The organism is Corallococcus sp. Z5C101001, assembly GCF_007352635.1.
In the GTDB taxonomy this organism is placed as follows: Bacteria; Myxococcota; Myxococcia; order Myxococcales; family Myxococcaceae; genus Corallococcus; species Corallococcus silvisoli.
Map to the genome: position 1 here is coordinate 200,997 of NZ_VKLU01000011.1, position 12,652 is coordinate 213,648.

Annotated in this window: 6 protein-coding genes; all 6 read left to right on the forward strand. The window is 70.7% G+C overall.

Annotation, left to right across the window (positions count from 1 at the left end):
• Positions 1 to 18 precede the first annotated feature (18 nt).
• Positions 19 to 1,461 (forward strand): efflux transporter outer membrane subunit, encoded by a 1,443-nt coding sequence (locus FOF48_RS24900; RefSeq protein ID WP_143905281.1) that lies wholly within the window; start codon positions 19 to 21, stop codon positions 1,459 to 1,461.
• A 72-nt stretch (positions 1,462 to 1,533) separates the two neighbouring features.
• Positions 1,534 to 3,945, forward strand: coding sequence for an arylsulfatase (locus tag FOF48_RS24905; RefSeq protein ID WP_143905282.1), 2,412 nt, complete (start codon positions 1,534 to 1,536; stop codon positions 3,943 to 3,945).
• A 107-nt stretch (positions 3,946 to 4,052) separates the two neighbouring features.
• Positions 4,053 to 5,936, forward strand: a complete 1,884-nt coding sequence (locus FOF48_RS24910; RefSeq protein ID WP_143905284.1) for a methylmalonyl-CoA mutase family protein — start codon at positions 4,053 to 4,055, stop codon at positions 5,934 to 5,936.
• On the forward strand, positions 5,936 to 8,122 hold the full coding sequence (scpA, locus tag FOF48_RS24915; RefSeq protein WP_143905286.1) for a methylmalonyl-CoA mutase: 2,187 nt from the start codon (positions 5,936 to 5,938) through the stop codon (positions 8,120 to 8,122). Before FOF48_RS24910 ends, scpA begins: the two co-directional genes overlap by 1 nt.
• Positions 8,119 to 9,102, forward strand: coding sequence for a methylmalonyl Co-A mutase-associated GTPase MeaB (gene meaB, locus FOF48_RS24920; protein WP_143905288.1), 984 nt, complete (start codon positions 8,119 to 8,121; stop codon positions 9,100 to 9,102). The genes scpA and meaB overlap by 4 nt, the downstream gene beginning before the upstream one ends.
• A gap of 75 nt (positions 9,103 to 9,177) precedes the next feature.
• Positions 9,178 to 12,645: a methylmalonyl-CoA mutase family protein gene (locus FOF48_RS24925; RefSeq protein WP_143905290.1), complete on the forward strand. Its 3,468-nt coding sequence runs from the start codon at positions 9,178 to 9,180 to the stop codon at positions 12,643 to 12,645.
• Positions 12,646 to 12,652: the final 7 nt, after the last annotated feature.

A 12,652-nucleotide genomic window follows, 5' to 3' on the forward strand; every position in this document is an offset into this window, starting at 1 on the left:
GGCCAGGACACGGAGCCGATGATGCGCCTTCGCTTCCACGCCGTTTCCATCCTGGCCCTGGGGCTGCTGACCGGGTGCCCCGTGGGCCCCAACTACAAGCGGCCCACGGCCCCGGTGCCCACGCGTTTCAAGGAGGCCGCGGAGGGCTGGAAGCCCGCGCAGCCCAATGACAGACACGACCGGGGGCCCTGGTGGAAGCGGTTCGGGGACCCGGAGCTGGACGCGCTGGAGGAGAAGGTCGCGCGCGCCAACCAGACGGTGGCCAGCTACGAGGCCGCCTACCGCCGGGCCCGGGCCATGGTGGCGGAGGCCCGCGCGTCGCTGTTCCCCACGCTGGGGGCCTCGGGCTCGGTGACGCGGTCGAAGGGCGCCGGCCTCACCACCGCCGCGCCCGGCGTCGGAAACCCGGCGACCAGCACCGTGGGCAACATCTACGACCTGGCCCTGGACGCGACGTGGGAGCCGGACCTCTGGGGCGGCGTGCGCCGCCAGGTCTCCGGGGCGAAGGCGTCCGCCCAGGCCGCCGGCTCCGACCTGGACAACGCGAAGCTGTCCGCCCAGGGGACGCTCGCGCAGAGCTACTTCCAGCTGCGCGCGCTGGACACGGCCCAGCGGCTGCTGGACGACGCGGTCATCGGCTACCAGAAGTCCCTCCAGCTCACCCTGAACCGCTACGCGCAGGGCGTGGCCGCGCGGGCGGACGTCCTCCAGGCCCAGACCCAGCTGGCCCTGGCCCGGTCGTCCGCGACGCAGAATGAGATCGCCCGGGCCACCTACGAGCACGCCATCGCGGTCCTCGTGGGAGAGCCCGCGTCCAGCTTCTCCATCCCGCGGGTGCCGCTGACCGCGACGCCGCCGCCCCTGCCGCTGGAGCTGCCCTCCACGCTCCTGGAGCGCCGTCCGGACATCGCCGCCGCCGAGCGCCGGGCCGCCGCCGCGAACGAGCAGATTGGCGTCGCCATCTCCGCGTGGTTCCCCTCCCTCAACCTGAGCGCGTCCGGAGGCTTCGTCAGCACCACCCTGTCGAAGTGGCTGACGGCGCCCCACCTGGTCTGGTCGCTGGGGCCGCAGCTGGTGGCGACCCTCTTCGACGGCGGCCTTCGCGCCGCGCAGACGGAGGACGCGCGCGCGGCCTACGACCAGAGCGTCGCCACCTACCGGGCCACCGTGCTGGCCGCGTTCCAGGACGTGGAGGACAACCTCGTGTCGCTGCGCGTGCTGGAGCAGCAGGTCGTCATCCAACAGGAGGCGGTCAGCTACGCGCGGCAGACCTTGGAGGTCGTGCTGAACCAGTACAAGGCGGGCACGGCGACGTACCTGCAGGTCATCACCGCGCAGACCACGCTCTACTCCTCCGAGCAGACGCTGGCGAACATCGCCGGACAGCGCATGGTGTCCGCGGTCGGGCTCATCAAGGCGCTGGGCGGGGACTGGCACACGCCCCCTCCCAAGGCCGACTGAGCCCTCCGGCCGTCTGATGTCCGGGTGGACAGTTCCCTCCATCTTCCTTCGGAACGAACTCCGGAGGGGCAGATGAGCAAGAGTCCACGCAAGAAGGGCAACGGCGACGGCGCGAAGGCGGGCCCGGTGAAGACCTACCGGGAAGGGGAGCGCTTCCCGGGCCGGATTGGCAGGACCTGGCAGGAGTCCGAGCCCGCCTTCCCCATGCCGCCCACCGCGCCCAAGGACGCGCCCAACATCCTCTACGTCATCCTGGACGACGTGGGCTTCGGCTGGTGCGAACCCTTTGGCGGGCTCATCCGCACGCCGCACATGATGAAGCTGGCCCAGCAGGGCCTGCGCTACACCCACTTCACCACCACGGCGCTCTGCTCACCCACGCGCTCGTGCCTCATCACCGGCCGCAACCACCACTCCGTGGGCATGGCCAACATCACCGAGCTGGCCACCGGCTTCCCCGGCTACAACGGCCGCCAGCCGCAGGACAAGGCCGGCGTGCCCGCCATGCTCCATCAGCATGGTTACACCAGCTACTGCATTGGCAAATGGCACAACACCCCGTCGGAGGAGACGACCATCGCCGGGCCCTATGACCGGTGGCCCACGGGCCCCGTCTTCGGCTTCGACCGCTTCTATGGCTTCCTGGGCGGGGACTGCGACCAGTGGAACCCGAAGCTCTTCCTGGACCGCGAGGCCGTGGATCCGCCGCGCACGCCGGAGGAGGGCTACCACCTGTCCGAGGACCTGGTGGACCGCGCCATCAGCTGGATCTCCCAGCACCACTCCTCGGACCCGGCGAAGCCCTGGCTGACGTGGCTGGCGCTGGGGTGCGCGCACGCTCCGCACCACGTCGCGCCGGAGTGGGCGGACCGCTACAAGGGCCGGTTCGACATGGGCTGGGACGCGTACCGGGAGCAGACGCTCGCGCGGCAGAAGGAGCTGGGCATCCTCCCCCGGGACGCGAAGCTCGCGCCCATGCTGGAGGGCGTCCCGAAGTGGGACACCCTCACCGCGGACCAGAAGCGCCTGTACACGCGGATGGCGGAGCTCTACGCCGGCTTCATCGAGCACGCCGACGCGCAGCTGGGCCGGCTGATGGAGTTCCTGGAGCGGACGGGCCAGCTCGACAACACGCTCGTCTTCGTCTTCATCGGGGACAACGGCTCCTCGGGCGAGGGCACGCTGACGGGCATCTTCAATGAGCAGTCCGTGGCGAACAACGCCACGGAGACGGTGGAGCAGAACCTGGCGCGGCTGGAGCAGTTCGGCCAGCCCGGCTCCTACAACCACTACCCGGTGGGCTGGGCCCTCGCGGGCAACGCGCCGTTCCAGCTCTGCAAGCAGTACACGCACTTCGGCGGCGTGCGGAACCCGCTCATCGTCCACTGGCCGCGCGGCATCCAGGCGAAGGGCGAGCTGCGCACGCAGTACCACCACGTCATCGACATCGTCCCCACCATCCTGGAGGCGATCGGCGTGGAGGCTCCGCGCTTCATCAACACCGTGCAGCAGGAGCCCATCGAAGGCTTCGGCATGACGTATTCGTTCAACGACGCGAAGGCGCCGTCCAACCACGTCACGCAGTACTACGAGATGCTGGGCAACCGCGGCCTGTACCACGACGGCTGGAAGATCGTGACGTACCACGGGCGCAAGCCGTGGGAGAACGCGGCGAAGTGGGGCTTCGACGAGGACCACTGGGAGCTCTACAACCTCCACGAGGACCCCACCGAATCCAATGACCTGATGAAGGGACGGGACCGGGCCAACCTGGACGACCCGATGGTGAAGAAGCTCATCGAGCTGGTCGGCATGTGGTGGGCGGAGGCCGGGCGCTACCAGGTGCTGCCCCTGGATGACCGCTTCCAGGTCCGCGCGCTGGGGCGGCAGGGCCTCTACACGCAGCGCGAGCGGCTGACCTATTACGAGGGCGCCGTGCGCATCCAGGAGTTCGCGGGACCGGACACCAAGAACCGCTCCTGGGAGATGACCGCGGAGGTGGAGGTGCCCGCGGGCGAGGCCCAGGGGCCCATCGTCGCGCTCGGCGGCGCGTCCGCGGGGTGGACGCTCTACCTCCAGAAGGGCGTGCCGGTGTTCTGCTACAACTTCCCCGGGCCTGAATACACCTACCTCCGGGGCAAGGCGGCGCTGACGCCCGGCAGGCACCGCCTGCGCTACGAGTTCGAGAAGACCGGCCCCGAGCCCTTCGGCGCGGGCGGCACCGGGCGCCTCTTCGTGGACGGGAAGAAGGTGGCGGAGGGGAAGATTCCGAGGACCGTGTCCGTGGGGTACTCCATGGACGAGACCTTCGACGTGGGCTGGGACAAGGGCACGGCGGTGAGCCCCGAGTACCCCTCCAACGCCCGGTTCAACGGCCGCGTCCTCCGCGTGGACTTCGACCTCAAGCCGGACTTCCACCCGGACCTCCAGGACCCCGCGAAGTCGGCGGAGGCGCGCTTCCAACACGAGATGCTGCGGCAGTAGGCACACGACGCGGTGCGTCCGCCCGGGGACACCGGGCGGGCGCACGCACGCAGGCCCCATCAGCCTTCCATTGCTCCCGGGCGGGCATTGCGCCTATGGGAGGAGCCATGGCTGACGTGCCTCGTCACATCGCAACGGAGTTCCCGCCGCCTTCCGTCGAGGACTGGCGCCGGCTCGTGGACAAGGACCTGAAGGGCAAGCCCTTCACCGTGCTCCAGTCGCCCCTGGAAGGCGGCCTGTCCCTCCAGCCCCTCTACACGCCCCAGGACGCCCCGGCGCCCTCCGAACCGCCCGGCGTCGCGCCCTACGTGCGCGGCACCCAGCCCCTGGGCCACACCGAGGGTGGTTGGACGGTGTGCCAGGAGTACGCCGGGCCCGACGTGGCCGGCACCGCCGAAGCGCTCCGCGACGACCTGGAGCGCGGCGCGCAGGGCGCCTGGCTGCTCCTGGACGCGCCCCACGGCATCGAGGTGAAGGACCCGGCCACGCTGGAGCGCCTGCTCGCGCACGTGCCGCTGGACCGCACGCCGGTGCACCTGGAGCCCACCCGGGACGTGCTCGCGCCCGCGTCGCTCCTGCTCCAGGTCGCCCGGAGCCGGGGCGTGTCCCCCGGAGCGCTGAAGGGCAGCCTGGGCATCGACCCCATCGCGGCCCTGGCGCGGCACGGCGCCGCGAAGGTGGACGTGGCCCGGACGCTGGCGGAGGCCGCGCCGCGGGTGAAGTCGCTGCTCGCGGACGCGCCGGGCCTGCGCGCGCTGCTGGTGTCGTCGCGCCCCTGGGCGGACGCGGGCGCCACCTCCGTGCATGAGCTGGCGTGGACGCTCGCCACCGGCGTGGAGGTCCTGCGCGAGCTGGAGCGCGCGGACGTGGCGCCGGGAGACGCGGCGCGCTCGATGCAGTTCGCCCTGTCCGTGGGCGGCCAGTTCTTCCCGGAGATCGCCCGGCTGCGCGCGGCGCGGCTGCTCTGGTCCAAGGTCGTCGCCGCTTGCGGTGGCGCGCCGGAGTCGCAGGCCATGGCGCTGCACGCGCGCACCGCCAGCGCCACCAAGACGCGGCGCGACCCGTGGGTGAACATCCTGCGCGCCACCGCGGAGTCCTTCGCCGCCGTGGTCGCGGGCGCGGACAGCGTGAGCACCGCCCCCTTCGACGAGCCCCTGGGCACGCCCGACGAGCAGGGCCGGCGCCTCGCGCGCAACACGCAGCTCATCCTGCGCGACGAGTCCAGCCTCAACCGCGTCGCGGATCCGGCGGGCGGCAGCTACTACCTGGAGCAGCTCACCGGCGACATCGCGCGCGCGGCCTGGGCGGAGCTGCAGCGCATCGAGGCGCTGGGCGGCATCTCCCGCGCCATCGCGCAGGGCGACGTGGCCCGCGTCCTCACCGAGACGCGCACCGCCCGCGACAAGGCCGTGCGCACCCGCAAGCTGCCCATCGTGGGCGTCAGCGAGTTCCCCCACCTGGGCGAGGCCACCGTGCAGCGCGAGGCCCACCCCGCGGCGCTCGCGCAAGAGGCGGGCGCTGTCACGCCGCCGCGCCCCGTCCGCGCGGCGGAGTCCTTCGAGTCCCTGCGCGACGCGAGCGACCGCTACCACGCCGCGCACGGCGCCCGGCCCCGCGCCTTCATGGCGAACCTGGGCACCGTGGCGGAGCACACCGCGCGCTCCACGTGGATCTCCAACGTGCTCGCGGTGGGCGGCATCGAAGCCGACGAGCACCGGGGCTTCGCGGACGCCACCGCCGCCGCGGAGCTGTTCGCGAAGGCGGGCACGTCGCTCGCCGTCCTCTCCGGTCCGGACTCGCTCTACCCGGAGCAGGTGCCCGCGCTCGTCGCGGCCCTGAAGGCGAAGGGCGCGCGCACGGTCGCCGTCGCGGGCCGCCCCGGTGAACACGAGGCCGCCTTCCGCGCGGCCGGCGTGGACCTCTTCCTCTACGCGGGAGCGGACCTGTTCCAGCTCCTGAAGACGCTGCACCAGCAGCTCGGAGTGGCCTGATGCGCCCCACCGTTCCGGACTTCTCCCGCGTCGCCTTCGACGCCCCTGAAACCCAGACGCCCGCGGCCGTGCGCGACACGCAGCGCGCGCACGCGAGCGAGGCCACGCGCGGCGCCGAGCGCTGGGACACGCCCGAGGGCATCCCGGTCAAGCCGCTCTACACGCACGAGGACCTGGAGGGAGTGGAGCACCTGGGCTCGCTGCCGGGCCTGCCGCCGTTCGTGCGCGGCCCCTACTCCACCATGTACGTGCAGCAGCCGTGGACGGTGCGCCAGTACGCGGGCTTCTCCACGGCGGAGGCGTCCAACGCCTTCTACCGCCGCAACCTCGCGGCCGGGCAGAAGGGCCTGTCCATCGCGTTCGACCTGGCCACCCACCGGGGCTACGACAGCGACCACCCGCGCGTCGCGGGCGACGTGGGCATGGCGGGCGTCGCCATCGACTCCATCAAGGACATGCGCATCCTGTTCGACCGCATCCCGCTCGACCAGATGAGCGTGTCCATGACGATGAACGGGGCCGTGCTCCCCGTGCTCGCGCTCTACGTGGTCGCGGCCGAGGAGCAGGGCGTGAAGCCCGAACAGCTCAGCGGGACCATCCAGAACGACATCCTCAAGGAGTTCATGGTCCGCAACACGTACATCTATCCGCCCGGTCCTTCGATGCGCATCATCGGGGACATCTTCAAGTTCACGGCGGAGCGGATGCCGCGCTTCAACAGCATCAGCATCAGCGGCTACCACATGCAGGAGGCCGGCGCGACGCAGGACCTGGAGCTGGGCTACACGCTCGCGGACGGCGTGGAGTACGTGCGCGCGGGCCTCGCCGCGGGACTGGGCGTGGACGCGTTCGCCCCGCGCCTGTCGTTCTTCTGGGCCATCGGGATGAACTTCTTCATGGAGGTGGCCAAGATGCGCGCGGCCCGCCTCCTCTGGGCCCGCCTCATCAAGGGCTTCCAGCCCAAGAGCGACAAGAGCCTGGCGCTGCGCACCCACTGCCAGACGTCCGGCTGGAGCCTCACCGCGCAGGACGTCTACAACAACGTCGTGCGCACCTGCGTGGAGGCCATGGCCGCGACGCAGGGCCACACCCAGAGCCTGCACACCAACTCGCTGGACGAGGCCATCGCGCTGCCCACCGACTTCAGCGCGCGCATCGCCCGCAACACGCAGCTCTATCTCCAGTTGGAGAGCGGCACCACGCGCGTCATCGACCCGTGGGGCGGCAGCTACTACGTGGAGCGCCTCACCCACGAGCTGGCGCAGAAGGCCTGGGGCCACATCCAGGAGGTGGAGGCGCTGGGCGGCATGACCCAGGCCATTGAAGCGGGCCTGCCCAAGCTGCGCATTGAAGAGGCCGCCGCGCGCACCCAGGCGCGCATCGACTCCGGGCGCCAGGCCATCATCGGCGTGAACAAGTACCCGCCGGAGCGCGAGGACCGCATCGAGATCCTCAAGGTGGACAACTCCGCCGTGCGCGAGGCGCAGATCGCCCGCCTGCGCGAGCTGCGCGCGGAGCGCGACGCGGACGAGGTGCGCCGCCGCCTGGACGCGCTCACCGAAGCGGGCCGGCGCAACGAGGGCAACCTGCTGGCGCTGGCCATCGACGCGGCGCGGGCGAAGGCGACCGTGGGAGAGATCAGCGACGCGCTGGAGAAGGTCTTCGGGCGCTACGAGGCCACCGTGCGCGGCGTGACGGGAGTGTATTCGGCGGAGGCCGGCGGGGCGCGGGGCATCGCGGAGGCGCGGGCGAAGGCGGACGACTTCCTCGCGCGCTTCGGGCGCCGGCCGCGCATCCTCATCGCGAAGATGGGCCAGGACGGCCACGACCGCGGCCAGAAGGTCATCGCCACGGCGTTCGCGGACCTGGGCTTCGACGTGGACATCGGCCCGCTGTTCCAGACGCCGGAGGAGTCCGCGCGACAGGGCGTGGAGAACGACGTGCACATCGTGGGCGCCAGCTCCCTCGCCGCGGGCCACCTCACGCTGGTGCCGCAGCTCAAGGCCGCCCTCAAGGCGCTGGGCCGCGAGGACATCATGGTCGTGGTGGGCGGCGTCATCCCGCCCCAGGACTACGACGCCCTGCGCGCCGCGGGCGCCGCCGCCATCTTCGGCCCGGGCACCGTCATCGCGAAGGCCGCCATCGAGCTGCTCGACAAGCTGGCCGCCGCGCAGGAGGAGGCGTGAAGCCGCTTCCCGCGGACACCTACGTCGAGGGCGTCCGCGCGGGAGACCGGGCGCTGCTCGCCCGCGCCATCACCCTGGTGGAGAGCGAGCACCCGCGCCACGCGGCGCTCGCGCAGGAGGTGCTGACGAAGCTGCTGCCCCACACCGGCAAGAGCCGCCGCGTGGGCATCAGCGGCGTGCCGGGCGTGGGCAAGAGCACCTTCATCGACGCGCTGGGCATGCACCTGGTGGGCGGCGGACAGAAGGTCGCGGTGCTCGCCATCGACCCATCCAGCAGCGTGTCCGGCGGCAGCATCCTGGGTGACAAGACGCGCATGTACCGGCTGGCGCGAGAGCCGGCCGCGTACATCCGCCCCAGCCCCTCCAGCGGCACGCTGGGCGGCGTCGCGCGCAAGACGCGGGAGACGCTGCTGCTCTGCGAGGCCGCGGGCTTCGACGTGGTGCTGGTGGAGACGGTGGGCGTGGGCCAGTCCGAGACCGTGGTCGCGGACATGGTGGACTTCTACCTGGTGCTGATGCTCGCGGGCGCCGGCGACGAGCTGCAGGGCATCAAGCGCGGCATCCTGGAAGTCGCGGACATGGTGGCCATCAACAAGGCGGACGGCGACAACCTGCCCCGCGCCACCCGGGCCCGCGCGGAGTACCGCGCCGCGCTGCACCTGATGCGCCCTGGCGCGGAGCCGGTGGTCACCACGTGCAGCGCCATGGAGGGAACGGGCATCGACACGCTGTGGACCTCCGTGGAGTCCGTCATCGCCCAGCGCGCGGCGTCCGGTGAGCTCCAGCAGCGCCGGACGCAGCAGCAGGTGGGCTGGATGTGGGCCATGGTGCACGACGGCCTGCGAGCGGCCCTGCGAGCGCACCCCGAGGTGGCCGCCCTCGTGCCCGTGCTGGAGCGGGACGTACGCGAAGGGCGCGCGACGCCGACGTCGGCCGCACTGGCTGTGCTGGGCGCGTTCCTGCCGCGAACACAGCCCTGACAAGGCGCGTCGTCCAAAGGGCAACGCCTGTCTCAATCGCTTGCCGGGCCCGCACCGCACTCCTAGTGTACGCCCGTGCGACACCCCCATCCGAACACCGCTCCCCAGCCGTACCGGCCCCGCCACCACGTCCGCATCGTCACGGCCGCCAGCCTCTTCGACGGACACGACGCGGCCATCAACGTGATGCGCCGCCTGATGCAGGCCTCCGGCGCGGAGATCATCCACCTGGGCCACAACCGCTCCGTGGCGGAGATCGTGGACTGCGCCATCCAGGAGGACGCCCAGGGCATCGCCCTCACGTCCTACCAGGGCGGCCACGTCGAGTACTTGAAGTACATGATCGACCTGCTGCGCGAGCGCGGCGCGAACATCAAGGTGTTCGCCGGCGGCGGCGGCACCATCCTCCCCACGGAGATCGAGGAGCTGCACCAGTACGGCGTCGCGCGCATCTATTCCCCGGACGACGGCCGCTCCATGGGCCTCCAGGGGATGATCGACGACCTCATCTCGCAATGTGACTTCGAGATCCGCCCCGCGGAGTTCAAGGGCCTGCTGAAGCAGCCGCTGCCCCGCGAGCCCGAGCGCATCGCGTCGCTCATCACCATCGCGGAGAACTTCGCGGACGCGGGGGAAGCGCTGCGCACCGCGCTCAAGGACGCCAGCGTGGACGCCCCCCGGGTGCCCGTGCTGGGCATCACCGGTACGGGCGGCGCGGGCAAGTCCAGCCTGGTGGACGAGCTGGTGCGCCGCTTCCTGGCGGACTTCCCGGACAAGACGCTCGCGGTCCTCTCCGTGGATCCGTCCAAGCGCAAGTCCGGCGGCGCGCTCCTGGGCGACCGCATCCGCATGAACGCCATCGACAACCCGCGCGTCTACATGCGCTCGATGGCCACCCGTCAGAGCAACCTGGCCCTGTCCCGGCACGTCGCCCACTCCATCGAGGTCTGCAAGGCGGCGGGCTTCGACCTCATCGTGGTGGAGACCTCCGGCATCGGCCAGTCGGACACGGAGATCACCGAGCACTCGGACGTGGCGCTCTACGTGATGACCGCCGAGTACGGCGCGGCGACGCAGCTCGAGAAGATCGACATGCTCGACTTCGCGGACGTCATCGCCATCAACAAGTTCGACAAGCGCGGGTCGCTGGACGCGCTGCGCGACGTGCGCAAGCAGTGGAAGCGCAACCACAACGCCTTCACGCTGCCCGAGGACGTGGTGCCCGTGTACGGCACCATCGCGTCGCAGTTCAACGACCCGGGCATGAACACGCTCTACCGGGCGCTCATCGACGCGCTGGTGAAGAAGACGGGCGCGACGCTCGAGAGCAAGTTCTCCCTCACGCCCGGCATGAGCGAGAAGAAGTGGATCATCCCCCCGGACCGCACGCGCTACCTGGCGGAGATCGTCGAAGCGTGTGAGTCCTACGACGGCTTCGTGCGCGCCCAGGCCGCCATCGCCCGGCGCATGTACCAGCTGCACGGCACCATCCAGGCCCTGCGCCAGAACGTGGGGAAGAAGAAGCTGGAGATCGTCGAGCCGAAGGACGCCGCCGACGTGGTGCAGGTGACGGAGCGCGTGGAGGGCGAGCCCGCGTACCTGGGTGACCTGGTGGCGCTGTACCAGGACCTGGAGAGCCGCCTGCACGCGGACTGCCGGCGCCTGCTGGCCGAGTGGCCCGCGACGAAGAAGCGCTACGCCGCGTCCAAGTACCAGTTCCAGGTGCGCGACAAGGTCATCGAGCTGGACCTCATCTCGGAGACGCTCTCCCACCTGCGCGTGCCGAAGATCTCCCTGCCGAAGTATGAGGACTGGGGGGACATCCTGACGTGGCTGCTGCGGGAGAACGCGCCGGGCGCCTTCCCGTTCACCGCGGGCGTCTTCCCGCTCAAGCGCGAGGGCGAGGACCCCGCGCGCATGTTCGCGGGCGAGGGCGGCCCGGAGCGCACCAACAAGCGCTTCCACTATGTATCGCGCGGCCTGCCGGCGAAGCGCCTGTCCACGGCGTTCGACTCGGTGACGCTGTACGGCGAGGACCCGGACCACCGGCCGGACATCTACGGCAAGGTGGGCAACTCGGGGGTGTCCATCGCGAACGTGGACGACGCGAAGAAGCTCTACTCCGGCTTCGACCTGGCGGACCCGTCCACCTCCGTGTCCATGACCATCAACGGCCCGGCGCCCATGCTGCTGGGCTTCTTCCTCAACGCCGCGGTGGACCAGCAGTGCGAGAAGTGGATCCGCGCGAACGGGAAGGTGGAGGAGGTCGAGCAGAAGATTGAAGCCCTCTACCGGGAGCGCGGCCTGCCGCGTCCGCGCTACCAGGGGGAGCTGCCGCAGGGCAACGACGGGCTGGGGCTGCTGCTGCTGGGCGTGTCCGGCGACGAGGTGCTGCCGGCGGACGTCTACGCGAAGATCCGCGCGTCCACGCTCCAGGCGGTGCGCGGCACGGTGCAGGCGGACATCCTCAAGGAGGACCAGGCGCAGAACACCTGCATCTTCTCCACGGAGTTCGCCCTGCGGGTGATGGGCGACATCCAGCAGTACTTCATCGACCAGAAGGTGCGGAACTTCTACTCGGTGTCGATTTCCGGGTACCACATCGCGGAGGCCGGGGCGAACCCCATCTCCCAGCTGGCCTTCACGCTGGCCAACGGCTTCACCTTCGTCGAGTACTACCTGTCGCGCGGGATGCACATCGACGACTTCGCGCCGAACCTGTCGTTCTTCTTCTCCAACGGCATGGACCCCGAGTACGCGGTGCTGGGGCGCGTGGCCCGCCGCATCTGGGCCAAGGCCATCCGGGACAAGTACGGCGGCAACGACCGGTCGCAGAAGCTGAAGTACCACATCCAGACGTCGGGCCGGTCCCTGCACGCGCAGGAGATCGCCTTCAACGACATCCGGACCACGCTGCAGGCGCTGCTGGCGCTCAACGACAACTGCAATTCGTTGCACACGAACGCCTACGACGAGGCCATCACCACGCCCACGGAGGAGAGCGTGCGGCGCGCGCTGGCCATCCAGCTGGTCATCAACAAGGAGTTCGGCCTGTCGAAGAACGAGAACCCGAACCAGGGCTCGTTCATCATCGAGGAGCTGACGGACCTGGTGGAGGCGGCGGTGCTGACGGAGTTCCGCGCCATCTCCGAGCGCGGCGGCGTGCTGGGCGCGATGGAGCGGATGTACCAGCGCTCCAAGATCCAGGAGGAGTCGCTCTACTACGAGATGCAGAAGCACGACGGGACGCTGCCCATCGTGGGCGTGAACACCTTCCTGGACCCGAAGGGCTCGCCCACGGTGACGCCGCCGGAGGTGATTCGCGCGACGAAGGAGGAGAAGGACTACGCCATCACCGCGCGCGACGCCTTCTGGAAGCGCAACGCGAAGACGGCGCCCGCCGCGCTGGAGGCGGTGCGCCGCGCGGCGCTGGACAACGGCAACGTGTTCGGCGCGCTGATGGACGCGTGCAAGGTGTGCACGCTGGGCCAGCTGTCCCGCGCGCTGTACGAGGTGGGCGGGCAGTACCGCCGCAACATGTGATGCCAGC